The 18,759-nt window shown below is 47.8% G+C and carries 13 protein-coding genes; 5 read left to right on the top strand and 8 right to left on the bottom strand.

The features are described from left to right. Window positions 1-62 precede the first annotated feature (62 nt). Window positions 63-2,036 carry a putative bifunctional diguanylate cyclase/phosphodiesterase gene (locus AC0J20_RS17745; RefSeq protein ID WP_473022740.1) on the top strand — a complete coding sequence of 658 codons (1,974 nt, stop codon included), beginning with the start codon at window positions 63-65 and terminating at the stop codon, window positions 2,034-2,036. 2 nt (window positions 2,037-2,038) lie between these two features. On the opposite strand, the gene AC0J20_RS17740 is transcribed toward AC0J20_RS17745, so the two are convergent. Together AC0J20_RS17740 and AC0J20_RS17735 are read right to left on the bottom strand one after the other, a co-directional pair. Beyond that, window positions 2,039-3,034, bottom strand: coding sequence for a response regulator (locus tag AC0J20_RS17740; protein WP_473022739.1), 996 nt, complete (start codon window positions 3,032-3,034; stop codon window positions 2,039-2,041). Continuing rightward, window positions 3,031-6,354, bottom strand: a complete 3,324-nt coding sequence (locus tag AC0J20_RS17735; protein ID WP_473022738.1) for an MHYT domain-containing protein — start codon at window positions 6,352-6,354, stop codon at window positions 3,031-3,033. The genes AC0J20_RS17740 and AC0J20_RS17735 overlap by 4 nt, the downstream gene beginning before the upstream one ends. Window positions 6,355-6,589: 235 nt before the next feature. Here AC0J20_RS17735 and AC0J20_RS17730 point away from each other — a divergent pair, with 235 nt between their 5' ends. Together AC0J20_RS17730 and AC0J20_RS17725 are read left to right on the top strand one after the other, a co-directional pair. Beyond that, window positions 6,590-8,356, top strand: a complete 1,767-nt coding sequence (locus AC0J20_RS17730; RefSeq protein ID WP_324255618.1) for a methyl-accepting chemotaxis protein — start codon at window positions 6,590-6,592, stop codon at window positions 8,354-8,356. A 133-nt stretch (window positions 8,357-8,489) separates the two neighbouring features. After that, window positions 8,490-9,767, top strand: a complete 1,278-nt coding sequence (locus tag AC0J20_RS17725) for a sterol desaturase family protein (RefSeq protein ID WP_473022737.1) — start codon at window positions 8,490-8,492, stop codon at window positions 9,765-9,767. On the opposite strand, the gene AC0J20_RS17720 is transcribed toward AC0J20_RS17725, so the two are convergent. The 5 genes from AC0J20_RS17720 to AC0J20_RS17700 form a co-directional block, all read right to left on the bottom strand. Continuing rightward, a complete protein-coding gene (locus tag AC0J20_RS17720) occupies window positions 9,691-10,710 on the bottom strand; it encodes an AraC family transcriptional regulator (RefSeq protein ID WP_473022736.1) in 1,020 nt (339 codons plus the stop codon). The two genes, AC0J20_RS17725 and AC0J20_RS17720, sit on opposite strands and share 77 nt — an antisense overlap. Window positions 10,711-10,743: 33 nt before the next feature. Continuing rightward, the gene (locus AC0J20_RS17715; RefSeq protein ID WP_473022735.1) at window positions 10,744-11,097 is read right to left on the bottom strand and encodes a carboxymuconolactone decarboxylase family protein; all 354 of its coding nucleotides are present in this window, start codon (window positions 11,095-11,097) and stop codon (window positions 10,744-10,746) included. A gap of 101 nt (window positions 11,098-11,198) precedes the next feature. Continuing rightward, on the bottom strand, window positions 11,199-11,726 hold the full coding sequence (locus AC0J20_RS17710) for an Mpo1 family 2-hydroxy fatty acid dioxygenase (RefSeq protein WP_229530175.1): 528 nt from the start codon (window positions 11,724-11,726) through the stop codon (window positions 11,199-11,201). Between the two features lie 95 nt (window positions 11,727-11,821). Then, on the bottom strand, window positions 11,822-12,580 hold the full coding sequence (locus AC0J20_RS17705) for a HupE/UreJ family protein (RefSeq protein ID WP_473022734.1): 759 nt from the start codon (window positions 12,578-12,580) through the stop codon (window positions 11,822-11,824). Window positions 12,581-12,651: 71 nt separating this feature from the next. Next, complete coding sequence (locus AC0J20_RS17700; protein ID WP_473022733.1) at window positions 12,652-14,883, bottom strand: M3 family metallopeptidase; 2,232 nt, start codon at window positions 14,881-14,883, stop codon at window positions 12,652-12,654. A gap of 325 nt (window positions 14,884-15,208) precedes the next feature. Here AC0J20_RS17700 and AC0J20_RS17695 point away from each other — a divergent pair, with 325 nt between their 5' ends. Beyond that, window positions 15,209-16,942: a cyanophycinase gene (locus AC0J20_RS17695; protein WP_473022732.1), complete on the top strand. Its 1,734-nt coding sequence runs from the start codon at window positions 15,209-15,211 to the stop codon at window positions 16,940-16,942. Window positions 16,943-16,979: 37 nt separating this feature from the next. On the opposite strand, the gene AC0J20_RS17690 is transcribed toward AC0J20_RS17695, so the two are convergent. Then, complete coding sequence (locus AC0J20_RS17690) at window positions 16,980-17,867, bottom strand: aspartoacylase (RefSeq protein WP_473022731.1); 888 nt, start codon at window positions 17,865-17,867, stop codon at window positions 16,980-16,982. Between the two features lie 187 nt (window positions 17,868-18,054). On the opposite strand from AC0J20_RS17690, the gene modA reads away from it, so the two are divergent. After that, window positions 18,055-18,759 (top strand): molybdate ABC transporter substrate-binding protein, encoded by a 705-nt coding sequence (modA, locus tag AC0J20_RS17685; protein WP_473022730.1) that lies wholly within the window; start codon window positions 18,055-18,057, stop codon window positions 18,757-18,759.

The raw sequence follows: 18,759 nt of genomic DNA, 5'->3' as shown, positions 1-18,759 counted from the left end.
GTTGTGGAACTTAATCCGGAGAGCAAAAAAGAAGCAGCTTAACGGCTTAGGCGACAACTACCTTGAAAAACGCCGCCGCAGCGCTGGCTTTTTACGGCTTTAGTCACCGGGAACTGATCAGCAAGCGCATTCAGGACATCAATATTATGTCGGCTGAAGAAGTGGAGCAGGAAATGACTAACGCCGCACTTCACAACCAGAACTATTTCACCTTCCAACATCAGTTGGCCAGTGAAGAAATCCGCAATGTTGAAGTGCATTCCACCCCGATAGAAGATGCCAACAAAACCATGTTGTTTTCCATCATTCACGACATAACTGAACGCGTCGAGAATGAACAAAAATTAAAGCTCAATGCAAAAGTGTTTGAGCACTCACAGGAAGGCGTACTGGTAACAGACGCTCAAAACAAAATCATCACCGTTAACCGGGCATTTACCGATATCACTGGTTATTCACAGGACGACGTCACCGGGCAGTTTCCCTCAATATTGAAGTCTGGCCGTCATGATGCACAGTTTTATGTGGATATGTATGAAGAAATCGACCGCCAGGGTTATTGGAAAGGCGAAATATGGAATCGCAAAAAAGACGGCACAATCTACCCGCAATTGCTCTCCATCAGCAAAGTGGAAAATGATGCAGCACAGGTCACACATCACGTAGCAGTATTTTCAGACATTACCCGCCTGAAACAATCAGAAGCTCGCATGGAGCAGTTGGCCCACTATGATGCCCTGACGGGGTTACCCAACAGATTGCTGCTTAAATCACGCATTGAACATGCACTGGAAAGAGCCAAACGCCACCCGGAAGATAAGGTAGCCATTCTGTTTTTGGATTTGGACCATTTTAAAGTGGTCAACGATAGTCTGGGCCATATGATGGGTGACGAACTACTGAGGCAGGTAGCCAGGCGTTTAAAATGCACCCTGCGGGAAGAAGATACCATTGCCCGTTTAGGCGGGGACGAATTCGTGATCCTGTTGGAGGGGATCACTCAGATCAGTACATTAAATAGCATAGCGCAGAATATCATCGAGGAAGTAAAAACCCCCTATTTGCTGGATGCAAATCAGGAAACCACAATTGGCACCAGTATTGGTATATCCGTTTATCCCAATGATGCTGAGGATCTGGAAAAATTACTCACTTATGCCGACTCAGCAATGTATAAGGCAAAGCAAAACGGCAGGAATACCTACGCCTTTTACACTGAATCCATCACAGCTGAAGTGGATAAACGGTTCAAACTCAGCAATCAATTGAGTAAAGCCATTGACCGTCAGGAGCTGGAGCTGTATTACCAACCGCAGATAGACATGCGCTCCGGCGACATCACCGGAGCAGAAGCCCTGATCCGTTGGAATCACCCTGAGGAGGGATTATTAACGCCCTGGGCATTCATTGAAATCGCGGAAGAGACCGGGTTAATCCACGAAATATCCAAGTGGGTCATTGCGCAAGGTTGTAAACAGTTAAAACAGTGGCAGGAAGATACTCACGATATCACCCTGGCGCTGAATATATCGCCCCGGGATTTTCGCTACGATAATTTTATTGATGAAGTGGGTAAACACATTAAACAATCCGGAGTACGCCCTCAGCGATTGGAACTGGAACTCACCGAAAACAGCCTGATGGAAACCTCCGGCAACGTGATGGAACTGCTACACGATCTGAAAAAGCTGGGGGTATCTCTGGCTGTTGATGACTTTGGGACAGGACACTCCTCAATTGCCTATCTAAAGCATTTTCCGGTGGATAAGTTAAAGATTGACCGCAGTTTTATCAAGGATATTGACGTTGATCCCGCCGATAAAATGATCACTGAAACCATCATAGATATGGCCAAGAACTTTAACCTGAAAGTGGTGGCAGAAGGCGTAGAAACCCGTGAACAACTGGAGCTGCTGAACAGTATTCACTGCGACATCGCACAGGGTTTTTATTTCAGCAAACCCGTACCTTTGGCCCAGTTTAACGCGCTGCTGGCCGACAACCGGGTGCCGGCTCAGGAAACTTGTTCAGGCTGAATTTATTCATCCTGCCAGCGGGCTTTGATATCCAGAAACTCAGCTAAACATTGATCCAGTAGTTCCACTAACCTGGGATCAAAGTGTTTGCCACTTTCAGAATGAATAAGATCCAGCGTTCTCTCCACTGTCCAGGCTTCTTTATAGGGGCGTTTACTGGTCAGCGCATCAAAGACATCAGCAATGGCAACGATACGCCCTTCCAGAGGAATATCTTCACCTTTCAGGCCATTGGGATAGCCTGTGCCATCCCACTTTTCGTGGTGAGTTAAGGCCACCGACTTTGCCAGTCGCAGTAACTCAGAGTCTGCCTCACCAATGATATCAGCGCCTATCTGGGGGTGTGTGCGCATTACGTCGAACTCTTCTTCAGTCAGTCGACCGGGTTTGAGTAAGATGCTATCTGCAATACCGATTTTCCCGATATCGTGCATTGGCGCCGCGTGCAGAATATCATCCGCGGCTTTGTCAGATAAGCCATAAGCTTTTGCCAAAATACGCGAGTAATGACTCATACGCAGTACGTGGGTGCCGGTTTCATTATCCTTATATTCCGCCGCCCGACCCAGACGTTGAATCACCTGCAATCGGGTAAGCCGCAGTTCATCTGCCTGCACTAAAGACAAATGAGTTTTCACCCTGGCTTTAACGATAGCCGGTGACACCGGCTTAGTAATATAATCCACGCCACCAGCTTCAAACCCCGCCGCCTCATCACTTTCATCAACCAGCGCAGTGACAAAAAGCACCGGAACATGTTTGGTTGAAGGCGCCTGTTTTAATGCTTTGCAGGCTTCCAGACCGGTCATCTCCGGCATCATCACATCCATCAGGATCAGTGCCGGTGGCTCCTTTAATGCCACATTGATGGCTTCCTGACCACTTTTGGCAAAAGCCAAATCATAATGCTCAGCCAGAATATTTTTGAGTACTCGCAGATTAACGGGCTCGTCATCTACCAGGAGTATTCTGGGACGATTAACTTCTTTTTCAATCATGATTTCTCCTGCGCTGATTTGAGTTCTTTCAGCAATAACGCGCATAGATTCGCGGCTTTTTCAAAATCAAAATCGTCAAGCGCTGCTTCGATCTGCTCCACCGTTTCCTGGAACAGTGTCGCTTTTAACACCATTAGCGCCTGTACATCGTTTTCATCGAAGGTGTTTTCCGCACAATCTGCCAATAAACGTTCGCTGTGTAAAATCATTTGCGCCATATCCACCTCTGCCGGTGACTCAGGCGCATCATTGATACAGGCTTCGCCGAGTAGTTCGCGCACCTGCAACAATGTTTGCTGTAACTGTACCAATAACTCTCCGGTGCTTTCGCTGTCTTGTTCCTGCACCTGCTTTTCCAACTCATTGAGTTGCTGTACTGTGGTTTTCAGTGCCACGTTACCGGCAACACCTTTCATTTTATGACACACCAGTGAGAGTTGTTGCCAATCAGCTAACTTAAATGCATCACGCAACTCCTGTTCATAAACAACACAATTTTTCAGAAAGGTCTGCAACTCTTTCTCGTGCTTTTGTTTATTACCCCACAAGGCCTCACCTTGCTGGTAATCAATCAGTTGCGTGCCTTCCTGAGATTCTGGCAAAGTGTTATCTGTTGCTTCTATGCCCAATACCCGGGCAATTTCATTATTCAGTTGTATCAGGTCAACAGGTTTATTGGCAAACCCCTCCATTCCGGCTTCTTCTGCCGCAGATTTGTCCTGTTCCAGCACACTGGCGGTCAAGGCAATAATAGGAATGGGGGGCAGCCCCTGCTGTTTTTCCTGCTGCCTTCGTTCTCTGGCGGCACTCAGCCCATCCATAACCGGCATCTGTAAATCCATCAGCACCAAATCCGGTTGTGAGCCTGCCATACGCACCAACGCTTGTTGACCATCGCGCGCAGTGATCACCTGATGACCTTCACGGGTTAGCAAAACCAGTAATAAATCTATGTTTTGCTGAATATCATCCACCACCAAAATAGTTAATGGTGGCAATTGTAGCTTCACGCCGGAACTTGCACTTTCAGTGACCTCAGCAACCTGTAAGGGCAAATCAAAAGTAAAACAGGTCCCCTTATCTGGCTCACTTTGGACACTGATGGTTCCTCCCATCAACTCAATCAGTTGTTTACTGATCGTGGTACCTAATCCGGTGCCACCAAATTTGCGGCTCATTGATGCATCAGCCTGAGCAAAGGCATCAAACACCCTTTCCAGTTGTTCCTCAGACATACCAATCCCGGTATCTTCTACCTGAAACCGAAGTTTGTTTCCGGATTTTATCGTCACAGAAATTTTCACTTCACCGGTGTCTGTAAATTTAATAGCGTTGCCCACCAGATTCGTTAATACCTGACGAATTCGCTCGGGAGAGCCCAGGTAACCGGTGGCAATATTCTCATCAACTGAAACATGCAATTTCAGCCCCTTAGCATCCGCCTGTAACCACAATGTTGATACCACAGCATCGATTTCATCCGTCAGGCAAAATGGCCTTTGCTCCAGTTCTAATTTACCTTTATCTAACTTGGCGCTGTCCAGAATGTCATTGAGCAAATGTAACAGTGACTTTGCAGAGCGATTTATGGTGGTCAGATGTTTGTATTGCTCTGTGGTAAGACGGGCGTCCATCAGAATATCGCTAAAACCAATGATGGCATTCATCGGGGTGCGAATCTCGTGACTCATGTTGGCCAAAAATGCTGCTCTGGCGGCGGCGGCTTGTTCCGCTTTTTCTTTTGCCAACAGCATGTCCTGTTCCATGGTTTTGCGATCGGTAATGTCCATGATGAAACCGTCCAGCCAGGGCTCTTCGCGATCTTCTACCTGCACCATATTGCCATGTTCAAATAACCAACGAATTTGTCCGTCCTTGCGAATAATCCGGTATTCCAGCGCAAATGAGCTTTGTTCTGCTACTTCAGCATAAATGCGTTCTCTGTCGTCCGGATGATAGAGGTCGGCAAAACTGCGCTTTGGATTGGGCAGAGTAAACTCACTGGCATTGTAGCCCGTGATGTTTTCCACAGCTTCGCTGATGAACACCATGGGCCAGTCTTTTTCCAGTAGGCAGCGGTACGCAATCCCGGGAATGTTGGAGATGAGTGAACGAAACTTGGCTTCGTTTTCTTTTAGCGCCCGCTCCATTTCGATGCGGTGACGAATATCTGATAAAAACGCTACGAAATAATCTTCGCTTTTTTGCACCACGTGACCTATCCCCAAACGCACGGCAACCAGTTTGCCATTTTTGTGCACAGCGTCCACCTCACGACCAACCCCAATAATATTGGCTTTGCCCGTTTTCAGATAATTTTCCAGGTAGCCATCGTGTTCACCACTGAAAGGTTGAGGCATGATTTTGCTGACATTTTCTCCCAGCAATTCATCAGCTGACCAGCCTAAAATCTGACTAACAGCTTTGTTAACACTCACCACGGTTCCGTTGCTACTGATAGTGATAATGCCATCTACCGCGGTATCCATCATGGCGCGCATACGACTGGCACTCAGACTGGCCGCTTCTCCGGCGTCTTTATAGCGAAACACCAGACTGGTGCCCAGAACCATGCTGATAATTAAAATAGTAGACGCGGTAACGCCCGCCGCCAGAAACAAGGAGATCCCCTCAGGTTGCGCGGATAACTCCAAACCTGGCGGTAAAACAAAACGGGCAGCAGCCATCCCGGTATAATGCATACCAGAAATTGCCGCCCCCATCACAATGGCCGCAAGCAGATTGGCCTTTCGTGCAGAAAGTCGGGTTTGCCCAAAATATGCGATACCAAAACGCACCCACAAAGACAGCATGGCCAGCGCCACAGCCACCAGGATAGATACCAAAAACATTACCAGGTCATAGCGCAACAACGTTGCCATTTGCATTGAAGCCATACCGACATAATGCATAGCGCCGATGCCGGCACCCACCAATACACCACCGAGAAAAATCTGCTTTATTGTAATGCTTTTTTGAATAATCAGATTTAGCGCCACCAGCGAGGCAGCAATGCTGGGGATCACGGACAGTAAGGTGAGCTGCCAGCCATAATCTACCGATGTGCAAAGTTCAAAGGCTAACATGCCAATAAAGTGCATTGACCACACCCCGCCCCCCAGCGCAACACTACCGGAGGCGAGCAATACCTGACGCCTGCTGGCGCGACTTTCCGCGGCCTGAGTAGCAACCTCAAACCCCATAAAGGCGGCAAAAATGGCAATAAGCACGGATACAACCACTAACCCGGGGTCATGAGAACCGTAGGTCAGCAGACTTTCATTGGGAAAATAAAAAAACTGTTCTAAGAGATTTTGCATGCAGAAACAGCGGTGTTATTGGGATGCATGTGATGACTATTACATTGTTGGCCGCAATGCACAAGCCTGTAATCAATACGAAACGATTCGTCTTTAATATACTTTGATTTCTAAATAATTAATACGTATTCTGCACTTAACATGTTTTTGAACGATTCGCATTCAATCTACTTTAGTGAATTTTAGCGCATCAACTCAAATGCTTTTGTATCCACCTAATAATAACGTGACCGCTATGCTTTTTAAATCTAAGTCATCGGGTATCTTTGAGCGTAAAACCGCTGAAGCCATTTCTGAAGCCCTGAACCGTTCTCAGGCAGTTATCGAGTTTACACCGCAAGGCACGATAGTAAGTGCCAACCAAAATTTTTTACAGGCAATGGGGTATCAACTCAGTGAAATCCAGGGAAAGCATCACCGCATGTTTGTGGATGACGCCGAACGTCAGTCGGCGAGTTATAAAGCATTCTGGGATGAATTATCACGAGGAAAGTTCAAACAATCTGAATTTAAACGCATCAGGAAAGGTGGCGAGATTATCTGGTTGCAGGCTACTTATAATCCGATTATGAACAAACAAGGCGTCGTAGAAAAAGTGGTAAAGTTTGCCTCTGATATCACTGTGCAGAAGCTCAAAAACATAGATTACGAGGGTAAACTGGCGGCCATCAGTAAATCGCAGGCCATGATAGAATTTGACCCACAGGGCAATATTCTCGACGCCAATGACAATTTTCTTGCGGCGATGGGCTATCGCAAAGAAGAAATCCTTGGCAAGCATCATTCTATGTTTGTAGACCGCGGGGAATCTGCCGGGAGTGACTACAAACGGTTCTGGGACAAATTGCGCCACGGAGAATTTCAGTCTGCGCGCTACAAACGCCTGGGCAAAGGCGGCCGGGAAGTCTGGATTGCTGCCACTTACAATCCGATTGTGGATCCCAATGGTGATGTCATCAAAATAGTAAAATTTGCCACTGATATCACCAAACGCGTTAAACAAGAAAAACAATTTGCGATGCTCTCACTGGTGGCCAATGAAACCGATAACTCAGTGATCATTACTAATGCTCAGGGTCTGATTGAATACGTAAACCCCGGATTTTCCAAATTATCCGGCTATAGCATAGAAGAAGCGCTGGGGAAAAAACCCGGAGCATTGTTACAGGGCGAGCACACCAATCCTGAAACCGTCAAACGGGTACGGGCCAATATCGCTGCGAAAAAATCGTTTCACGAAGAAATACTGAACTACAACAAACAAGGTGATTCCTACTGGATAAACCTTGCCATTAATCCGATATTTAATGAGCAGGGAGAGGTTGAAAAGTTTGTCTCTATACAGAGTAATATCGATGCAACCAAAAGACAGGGCCTGGAAAACGGAATCCGTCTTAACGCCATTGCCAGCAGCAATATTGTTCTGGAATTTTCGGCTCAGGGAGCCTTGTTGGAAGCGAACCATCTCGGTTTACAAGCCCTGTGCGCCAGCAGCGTTAAGGAACTGGCAGATAAACTTAAAAACCTGAAAAGCTGCCTGTCTGAAGAAAATTGGCAACGCCTGTTCAAGCAGGACTCGGTTTCCTGCGATGTGACAATTCCAACCATAAAGGAACAATCTCCCGCCATTATTGCGTCGACTATTTCGCTGGTCAGAACCGTTGAGGGTAACATCAGCAAGATCATTCTGTACGGCACAGACGTCTCGGAGAGAAATCAGGTAATTGCTGAAACACATGACGCCATGTCGCAGGTATTAGACCGTATCAGTAGTATCATACAAACAATTAACGGGATATCGAACCAGACCAATCTGTTGGCCCTGAATGCCGCTATCGAATCGGCCCGGGCAGGTGAAGCCGGTCGTGGTTTTGCTGTGGTTGCTGACGAAGTTCGCAATCTGGCGCAAAGTACCACAGAATCAGCGCTGGAAATTACCTCACTGATCAGTGAAACCAAGGAGCATGTGGATAAGCTCTCCAACTACATGGCAGAAAGTTAACTTTATTGCTTAAAATACCCTTGTCAGTACCCTGATACAGGCACCTTTGCATGGTGCCTGCTGTCAACATATGGCACTTTCGGTCAATACTTAGTCAGTCATCAGTGCCATACTCAATACCTGTAGAGTCATTGTGGGCCTGATTGTGGAATTGATACTGATTGCGATACCTTTTTTCTTTTTACTGATTGCCACAGAAATTTATGTGGACCGAAAAAGAAAAACCAGATTTTATCAATGGGATGATACCATCAGCTCACTGAATCTTGGGGTGATGAGCCGCCTGGTAGGTGTCTTTAAGTTAATTTTACCTTTCTCTGCTTATGTCTGGTTATATCAGCAGACGGCGTTGCTCAGCATTGCGCTGGATTCCGTGCTGTGGTGGACGGTGGCCTTTGTGGTTTATGACCTGGGCTACTATTGGGTACACAGGCTTAGTCACCGCATCCACGTCATGTGGGGATCTCATGTGGTGCATCACTCCAGCGAAGAGTACAACCTGACCACGGCCTTGCGCCAAACCGGTACGCCTGCCTTGTTCGCCTGGATTGTTTTTCTGCCCATGGCCTTGCTGGGAGTCCCCCCGGAAATGCTGTTGGCTTGTGGGTCGCTCAATTTAATCTACCAGTTCTGGGTACATACTCAGCATATTGATAAAATGCCTCCCTGGTTCGAAGCCGTTTTTGTCACGCCCAGTCACCATCGGGTGCATCACGCATTGAACAAAGACTATATCGATAAAAATTATGCCGGCGTGTTTATCCTGTGGGACAAACTATTTAACTCCTTTCAGGCGGAAAAAAATAACGTAGAAATTGTCTACGGCGTCAGTCACCAACTCAATAGCTGGAATCCCCTGTGGGCCAATTTCCAGGTGTATCGCAACCTGCTACAGGATGCGTTATATACCCGCCACTGGCGCGACAAAATCAAAACCTTTTTGATGCCTCCGGGCTGGCGTGCGGCCGATGCCAAACAAGGCCTGCCAAGAAAATATGCCAACAGTAAATCACTGCAGAAATACGCAGTAGCCCAATGTAAAAACCGAAAAATTTATGTACTCACTCAGTTTTTGTTGCTGATACCCATGGTATTTTGGTTCTTACTGCAACTCCCCAATTTTGCGCCGTTAATAAGTGTGGGGCTGGGACTTTTTGGCATTTACCACTGTTGGGTTATCAGTGTTTTGCAGGAACATAAAACCTGGCAAACCCTGGCAGAACCACTGCGCTTACTCGGCACCGGTTTTATCGCTTATGCACTGTTGCAGCCACAAGTTCAACATCCTGTTTTTGTACTTATCCTCGCCTGGATAATCGCCTCATTGTTCAGCTTTACCTGGCTACTGAAACAGGCAAAGCCAGCGGCTGTATACGATAATCCCCAGGCGTCACACCAAAGTGACGTTTAAATGCGCGTTGAAAAGCGCTTTGCTCGGAATATCCTAAAATCTGTGCAATGTATAACAGTTTGTGGTCGGTTTGAGTCAGGTAGGATACCGCCAGACTGAGCCGGATACTCTCCACAAACTGCGTTAAACTGGTGCCAGCCCGTTGGAACTGACGTTGAACTTGTCGCGGGCTTAATTCCAGAAATCCCGCAATTTCGGGTAAGTCTGGCACATGATCCGGCAACACTTCAATGATGTACTGACGTACGATATCTAATGAGGCGTTTTTGCGTTTTACCAGCAAGCGCTGCTCAGCATGGGCACAGAGTACATTGAGAACTTCTGAGTTCGAAGTGCGAAGCGGCAGGGCCAGCAGTTCGGTGTGCACTTTGATACCGTTAAACTCAGCATTAAAGTACACCGGGCAGCGAAAAAAGGCCTGATACTCCGCCGGGTCCACCAGTGCTTCATGGGTAAAATGGACACTCAGGGGCGTGGCGTCAGATTGCGTATACTGAAACGCAAACGCCAGCCAGGCGGTAATCACCTGCTCGGTACTATGGGCACTGTGACAGCACTCAGACAACCAACGCATAATGGTGACTTCTTCCTGAGTCTCATGATAGGCCAGTCCGGAATTGCCCAGTAAACATTGATAACGCTTTTGCAAGGCCAGGGCCTGTTGCAAATCCGGTGCGGCCGCCACAATAAAGCCCAGCAGTCCCCAAATACTCAGCTCAAACGCCCGGCCAAAACGAAAGCCTATATTGGCACTATCAAGCGTATCAGCCGCATTATGCAGCATGGTCTCGTAGTGTTGCACCGCAAAGCAGGCTTCCGGATCATTGAGTTGCGCATCATTGCAGTTTAACTGGCTTAACAACTGCGCTCTGGGCAGCCCCTGAGCATCCAGATAATTGAGCAATGAACGCACCGTATAAGCAGGCAGTGTTGCGTCTGGCATCGCCATATTATCTATTCACATCCATCAGCAGGCTTAGGATTTGTCTGTCTGACTGAATTCATCAAAGGCTTTTAACGCGTCCGCCGCGTACATCAGTGACGGTCCACCGCCCATGTATACAGACATACCGCACACCTCTTCGATCTCTTCCCGAGTTGCCCCCAGCTTAACTAAGGCCTTGGCATGAAATCCGATACAGCCATCACATCGCACTGCCACCCCGATAGCTAAGGCAATCAACTCTTTGGTCTTTTTATCCAGTACACCGTCTGCCGTTGCAGCTTTGGCCATTTCCGAAAAGCCTTTCATGACATCCGGAGCCCCTTTTCGCACCTGAGGCAAGTACTCATTTAAATCAGCGGTTATATCGAGATAGGATTTTTTCATAGTGTTTAACGCGTTGAGAAAATGTTAAACACTATTGTGGCTTTATGGTCGACAGAACGCCAGCTTCAAATCGCGAAAACGAAAAGATGGCGCCTGTAATACTAAAGTGTGTTCGCAGAAGGCGAGCCTGTTCTCACGGCGCCGGCGCGGCGTTCAATGTCCTGTTTGAGGGATGGATACAGGCCCAGTAAAAACAGTAATTCAGCCAACACAAACAAAGGACCAATCAGCAAGCCCATTAAGTCATCCACAAAGGCGGGCTTTTTACCCTCAAAATAATGACCGATGAATTGCACAATCCAGCCCAGTACAAATAAACCTACCCCGGTACTCAACCACAGCAGGGTTGATGCAGCGGCGATGTCCATCGCATAGTAAATGCCGGTGGCCATCAGCACAGCCATCAACGTTGCAAACACCAGATTTAGTCTGAGGTAGTACAAGGATGCCGCTAAACAGCACGCCATCGCCGGAGTGACCGCATAGCCAGCAAGGTCAAACACAGGTCGGGACAACAACACTATGACAGCAAACACAATGACAGGCACACCCACTAAATGGGTTAATATATTACGGGAGTCCCGATGGTACTCCGCGTAAGTGGCCAGTTGTTCAACAAAACTCTTCATGATCAATTCCGAAATAACCAAAACAAGATGATTGTATCCGGTTACTTTTTCGGCAAATGTCATCCCGGTGACAATTCCGGACATTTTTAGCCTGGTTACAGAAACACCCGTTCAATAAACCAGTAAGCCCCCACAGTGGCAATCAATAGCGACAAGGGGATCTGTACCCGACTGCGATACCAATGGCGATTTCTGAACAGATAGGTGCCCACAAATGCCAACAACAGCACGGCAATTTGCCCCAGCTCTACCCCCAGGTTAAAGGCCAACAGAGACGGGACCAGATCGTTTTTAGGCAGTCCGTAATCACTTAACACCGAGGCAAAGCCTAAACCGTGTAACAAGCCAAACCCAAAAACGATGGCTGGACGCCACTTTGACGCCTGTTTAAACACACAATTTTCAACGGCAACCCACACAATCGACAAGGCTATCAACGGCTCAACAATACTGCCCGGCACCTGGACAATGCCCAACGCAGCCAGGCCAAGCGTAACAGAATGAGCCAGGGTGAAGGCCGTTACCTGCCAAAGCAACGCGCCCAGCATCAGGCTGGAAAAGAACAGCCCCAGGACAAACAAAATATGATCCAGTCCCTTGGGAATAATGTGTTCAAATCCAGCCTTAGTATACAACCAGAACTTTTCTGACCAGCTCATGGCGGCCAATTTGCGCATTCTTTGGCGTTTTAAGGCCGCCAGATATTCTTCATCCAGGGTTTCACCGTCAATCAATAACTGTCCCTGTTCAATATCCAAAATAATGTCCTCGTCCTGAGGATGTGCCGCTACCGGTGTCGCGTGAATACCAACAAACACAAGAATCAGTGTTAACAGGCAATGATAAATTTTCATGAGTTACAAGCCACAAAAAAACTGGCCCGGTAAACCGGGCCATGATGAGTCAATATCAAACTGAGCAGGGTTTAATCGGTTGAGCCGTCTAAACCACGTACTTTTAACAGTGCGTCAATTTCCGGCTCCCGGCCACGGAACTTTTTATAGAGTGTCATGGCTTCTTCGGTTGAACCTTTTTCAAGTACATGGGTACGGAATTTTTGCGCTAAATCCTGATTAAAGATATCGCCGGTTTCCTTGAAGGCCGCAAAGCCATCCGAATCCAGTACCGCTGAATGCACATAGCTGTAGTATCCGGCGGCATAACCTCCGGCAAAGATATGGGAAAAATAGGTAGAGCGATAACGCGGTGCAATTTCGTCAATCAGACCAATGCGTTGCATCGAGGATTTTTCAAACGCGTCGGCGTCCTGCATGTCATCTTCAGCAGACAGCGTATGCCAGTCCATGTCCAGCAACGATGCTGCCAGATATTCGGTGTTGGCGAAACCCTGATTAAATTTCGCAGACTTGAGCAGTTTATCAATCAGTTCGTCCGGCATAGGCTCACCCGTCTGATAGTGAGTGGCATAGGTTTTTAACACCTGCGGCTCACTGGCCCAGTGCTCCATGATTTGCGCCGGAAATTCAGTGAAATCACGGGGACCGGAAGTGCCTGACATGCTGCCATAGGTGGTATTTGTCACTAAACCATGCAGAGCGTGTCCAAACTCATGGAACAAAGTGGTTACATTGTCAAAACTGAGCAACGCCGGGGCATCTCCCACAGGCGGCGAGAAGTTACAGACATTGACCACCACCGGACGCTCTCGTAAATCCAGATTCGACTGGCCTTTAAAGCTGCTCATCCAGGCGCCACCGCGTTTGTTGGAACGGGTGTAATAGTCACCCATGAAGATCCCCAAATGACTACCGTCTTTGTCCTTCACTTCCCAGACCCGAACATCCGGATGATAGACATCGATATCATGTAATTCGGTAAAGGTCAGTCCCCACAGTTTGTTGGCGGTATCAAATGCGCCTTTTAACACGTTATCCAAAGTCAGATAAGGTTTCAGGCTGGCCTCGTCCAGGTCGTATTTGGCTTTGCGCACTTTTTCTGCATATTGCCACCAGTCCCAGGCTGCAAATTTGAAGTCGTGACCTTCGGCCTCAATCATGGCCTGCATATCGGCTACTTCGGCTTTTGCCCGGGCCAGCGCCGGACGCCACAACTGCATCAACAGATCGTATACGCCTTGTGGCGTGTTCACCATGCGCTCTTCCAGCACATAAGCGGCATAATTTTCGTAGCCCATAATCTGCGCCCACTCAGCCCGCAGTTTGGCCAATTGTGCAGCAACCCCTTTGTTATCCGTCTCGTTGTCATTGTCACCGCGATAAATATAGGAATTGTACAGTTGTTCCCGCAAATCCCGGCGGGTGGATTCCGTCAGGAAAGGATACATACTGCTGCGATGTGGGGTAAATACGTACTTGTCCTGATATTTCGCTTTGTCTTCTTCTGTTTCCGCGGCAGCCATTTTTTGCTGTGCGGTTTCATACGCCGCCTGAACTACTCCATCAGACAGACCATCCAGATCGGATTTCGCCAGGATCAATTCAAAACCATTCGTTTCCGCCAACAGGTTTTGCCCGTATTCGGTGGTTAACTCTGAAATTTTACCGTTTATTTCGGTCAGTTTGGCTTTTTGTTGCGCATCTAACAGCGCGCCACTGCGCACAAAACTACGATGCGTATCTTCCAGAAATTTGCGTTTTTCCGCTGTCAGTTCGATGCTGTCCCGGGCCTGCCACACCGCATCAACGCGTTTAAACAGGCCTTCGTTCAGACTGATTTTGTCGTAATGGGCAGACACCAATGGACTCAGCTCTCGCTGCAACTTCTGCAGCTCCGGATTGGTGTTGGAACCCGCCAGATTATAAAATACCCGCTGTACTTTACTCAGCAGTTTTCCGGTGCGCTCCAGCTCTTCGATGGTGTTCTCAAAGGTAGCCGCTTCAGGGTTATTTACGATAGCGTCGATTTCTGCCAGATGCACTTCCATCCCCTGCTCAAATGCAGGCATAAAGTGCTCATTTTTAATGTCCTGGAAAGGCGGGATTTGAAACTGTGTCTGATAGGTACTGAAAAACGGGTTGTTTTGGTCTATTGCCGTTTCGCTGCTTTGCACCTGCGCTGTGCTATCTGCGGCAGCAACATTATTTACCTGTTCGTCGCTGGCCTGCTGCGAGCAAGCCCCTAAAGCCAATGCGATAGCAAGGGCCAGCGCAGATTTCGCCAATCTGGAAGTATGCATATTCATATCCTTGTTTGTTTATGATTATTTTTTAGGGGTATGAGGATGATATGCCTTTCATATCACTGCACTATTCAATCACGAGCCGCGACATTTTTCTATGCAAAATGAAGACACCCTGAACAAAAAAACACAACGCGATGCTCCTGCATAGCATTGCACCCAATCCGGATAAACTCAGGAGTCTATTCTTATTTCTTAAATATTTATTCAAGTTATTGAATTACTTGAGTTTAATGGTTTCAGTCACAACTAAATTCCATTAGACGCCTGGCGGTTAAGTGGCTATTCTTAGCCTGTTCCTCAATATCAAAGGTTTGTAAGAATGTTTGTCAAAACCGGTACAGCACTTCTGTTTTTATTGTTTTCCAGTGCGACGTTGGCCCAAAGTCAGTTATTTTTAGTGGGCGGAAGCTGGAAAACCTGTGGTTCCTACGGCACCAGTGCCTGTACAGACGAAACCAACTGGCCAGACAGCGCCAAACAACAAAATAGCTACCGGGTGTCGGCTACAGCGCTGCAACAATTGCAGTCTCTGAGCTTGTGGAAAGACAGTGATACTGTGCTCAAAGCCGCACTGCTGAACGTCTTACAAAATTTTGCCAAACATCATCCCAATCAAATATTTGCGAAAGAGCAATTTCACGACAAGTTAAAGGGCTTTGCAATCAATGTCGGTGATCAGTCCACTAACGCCAGTAAGTTACTGAAAACCTTGCCAGATCACCTGTATTACCCCATCAATGATCTGTTAGAAGCGCCGTCTGTTGATGCCAGCGGCAACTTTATCCGTGAACAGGCATCCATAGAGCATACCCGCCATGAAAGCAGTAAGTTAATTTACGCCGGTTTTATGGCAGCACTGAAAAAAGTGACACCAGAAGGACAACAGCCGGTTGTTCTGATATCAACTGCATCCGGATATGACGTCTTTGCGGCCACGGATTATTATCTTAATATCTTCACGCAGTTAGGGGCGAAAGCCATCTGGTTACCCGTTGAGGCCACCTTGGCAAAATTGCTGGATGAGGGAAAATGTGCGGATTTAGCACAGGCCAGGGCGGATTATGTTGGCGTCTATAACCGGGAAGCTGTGTATCCCTATCTGGCAGAATATCAGCAACAGTTTTGTGATGCTCCGGAGCAGCTGGTGAGTTTGGCACAACAGGCAAACGGGGTGTTCTTTAATGGTGGCGATCAAAGCCTGACCTGGCAGTCCTTTGTAACGGCGCAAGACAAAGACCGCCCATGGTTGGCAGCATTGCGCGACAAATTTAACGCCGGACAACTGGTGATTTCCGGCACTTCAGCAGGCACGGCAGTGCAAAGTGGTAAACCCGGCACAGGCGAGGCAGGCATGATCACCGGCGGTACCAGTGACGGTGCGTTGCTGGCTGGTACAGAAGAAAAAGCGCCCTGGATTGAACGGGTTGATCCTCATGCCACTGTGCGGCCCGTTAGCTACCACAGTAAAGGTGGCTTAAAGTTCTTTCCTTATGGCGTGTTAGACACGCATTTTTCGGAGCGTGGGCGTCAACTACGCCTGGCAAAACTGGTGTTAGCGTCGGATGCCAGGTTTGGTTTTGGGGTAGATGAAACCACCGCACTGGTAGCAACCCCCATTGATGATGACAATGCGCTGTTTGAAGTGGTGGGTCAAAATGGGGTTTATATTGTTGAGCAAACTGCGCAAAGTGAAAATAGTGCAGATAAAATCAGTTACACCAGCCATTACCTAGTGTCGGGTCAAAAGTTTGAGTTAAAACAGGGCAAACTGCAATTTCCTCAGGGCGCCTTTCAGCCATTTAAACCGGAACTGGATGAAATTGTCAGCGACAGCGATCTCACTCAAAAAACCGAATACCGTGATTTAGTGGAGGCGCAAATTGCAGTGGCAGCTCAGCGCAGCCTGTCGGTTTTCAGCAATAATCAGCGTCAGTTTGCCATTGCCTTGTCTTTCACTGAACAATCCGCTATCGCAACGTCACTCTCTATGGATAATATTAGTGGCTACATCAACGCACACGTAGAAGCCAGGGTCAGCCAGGCTAAAGAATAACGGATGGAGTCCGGGAAACCGGACTCAGAGATGCACCTCAGGGAATGGGTAAGCTAATCTTTTTAGCCATCGACATGGCTAAATTATTGTCGTAATAAGCGGCTTCATTGATAAAGTGTGGGTAGGCCTCATAATCCCCATGCCAGCAAATTTCCCCACCATCAAACAGAGCAATTATGGGCTCCCCGGGCTGCACCGGTTGAAAGTCCCGATCCTGGACATTCCGATGTATCATACCTAACCGTTCACCATGCTCATCTTCTGGTAACTTCAGGGTTTCAGTATAGGTAAAGGCTTCAATAACATCGGGCAGGTCAGGCAGTGAGCGGGTGTTATAAAGCTCTACATAGTCCAGCAGGTGCATCGTCATGGTCTGCATCCAGTCCAGTACATCATGGCGCAACACCGATTGTGGTTGAGGTCCAATCTCGACAATAACTCCCTGCTGCGCGATGGCACACAAATAGGGTTGTTTCTCCAGCGGTACATCATCCTCCATCACAATCACGGCTTCAGGCATCTGCATCTTCAGATAGCCGGCCATCCGTAAATTAAACTCGTCTGATTGCAACAGGATCAATGAAGGCCCCATGTTGGAGGTGGTATTGTGTAAATCAATTATCAGATCAGTGCTGGCCTGTCCTCGTGGCCCCAGTTGTTGATTGATCTGCTTCGCCAGGCGCTGCTCAGTGTTGTTAAGCCCTTCATCCTGCAACAAATGTAATAAGAACTGTCTGTTCAAATCACTATCGACATAACGGGTGTTGTTCTCATAGGCATGAGGATTTGCCATCAACAAGGTTGTATCAAAGCTCGGCCTGTTTACCGATTCAGCGTGCTTTTGCCATTGCCGTAATAAATAAATACCGGAGTATTCATTGCCGTGAGTACCGCCAACAATCGCCACTTTATTGATGTTCGCCATCCTTATCCCCATATATGCGAAAAGTAGCACAGCATACAAAAGTTAACGCCGTTATCGCAATACTTGTCAGGGCTATTTTGCTGCACCAAAATAACCTAAAATATGCCGTTTTTAATCCTGAGGAATCACTCTGCTTATTGTACGTTTATTATGTTGCCTATTGCTGCTGTTGCCCGCATCCGCAAGTGTGGCAGAAACAACTATAAAACTGGCTGTCGCATCGAACTTTGCCGCGCCGGTAAAAGCGATTGTTGCCAATTATCCGCACAGCACTGACAACATAAGGGTGTCGCTGGGGTCTTCCGGCAAATTCTATGCACAAATCAGGCAAGGCGCTCCTTTTGATATTTTCCTGTCGGCAGACACAGATAAACCCGACAAGCTGGTCGCTGAAGGGTTTGCAATAAAATCAAGCCGCTTTACCTACGGGATCGGAAAACTGGTACTCTGGTCTGGCAATCCGCGGTTATTGCAAACAACGCCTCCCGACTGGCAACAGCTGCAATTTGATAAAATTGCGATTGCCAATCCCAGAACCGCACCATACGGACTGGCGGCTCAGCAATATTTACAACAGCAATACCCGGAAATACTGACCTCCAGGCAACGGGTGACTGGCGAAAACATTGCACAGGCCTTTGCTTACGTGCGTTCCGGAAATGCGCAACTGGGTTTTGTTGCCCTGTCGCAAGTTTTAACGCTGGCGGAACAAAACAAAGGCTCCTGGTGGATTATTCCCGAAACCTATTACGACCCTATTTTGCAAGATGCGGTGTTGTTAACAGAGGCGCAGCACAATGCTGCGGCGCTGCAGTTTTACCAGTACTTACAATCTGCCGAAGTGGCCGCCATGATCCGGGCATTCGGCTACGATACAACTGAGGGGAATTAA

It is taken from the genome of Planctobacterium sp. R6 (assembly GCF_055755215.1).
Note: the sequence above shows the minus strand (reverse complement) of the source record. Positions and strands in the feature narration are given on the sequence as shown.

What these genes read in the sequence shown, in the direction of transcription:
- AC0J20_RS17740 (WP_473022739.1), bottom strand. Translation starts at nt 3,034, where the DNA reads ATGATTGAAAAAGAAGTTAATCGTCCCAGAATACTCCTGGTAGATGAC.
- AC0J20_RS17735 (WP_473022738.1), bottom strand. Translation starts at nt 6,354, where the DNA reads ATGCAAAATCTCTTAGAACAGTTTTTTTATTTTCCCAATGAAAGTCTG.
- AC0J20_RS17730 (WP_324255618.1), top strand. Translation starts at nt 6,590, where the DNA reads ATGCTTTTTAAATCTAAGTCATCGGGTATCTTTGAGCGTAAAACCGCT.
- AC0J20_RS17720 (WP_473022736.1), bottom strand. Translation starts at nt 10,710, where the DNA reads ATGCCAGACGCAACACTGCCTGCTTATACGGTGCGTTCATTGCTCAAT.
- AC0J20_RS17715 (WP_473022735.1), bottom strand. Translation starts at nt 11,097, where the DNA reads ATGAAAAAATCCTATCTCGATATAACCGCTGATTTAAATGAGTACTTG.
- AC0J20_RS17710 (WP_229530175.1), bottom strand. Translation starts at nt 11,726, where the DNA reads ATGAAGAGTTTTGTTGAACAACTGGCCACTTACGCGGAGTACCATCGG.
- AC0J20_RS17705 (WP_473022734.1), bottom strand. Translation starts at nt 12,580, where the DNA reads ATGAAAATTTATCATTGCCTGTTAACACTGATTCTTGTGTTTGTTGGT.
- AC0J20_RS17700 (WP_473022733.1), bottom strand. Translation starts at nt 14,883, where the DNA reads ATGCATACTTCCAGATTGGCGAAATCTGCGCTGGCCCTTGCTATCGCA.
- AC0J20_RS17695 (WP_473022732.1), top strand. Translation starts at nt 15,209, where the DNA reads ATGTTTGTCAAAACCGGTACAGCACTTCTGTTTTTATTGTTTTCCAGT.
- AC0J20_RS17690 (WP_473022731.1), bottom strand. Translation starts at nt 17,867, where the DNA reads ATGGCGAACATCAATAAAGTGGCGATTGTTGGCGGTACTCACGGCAAT.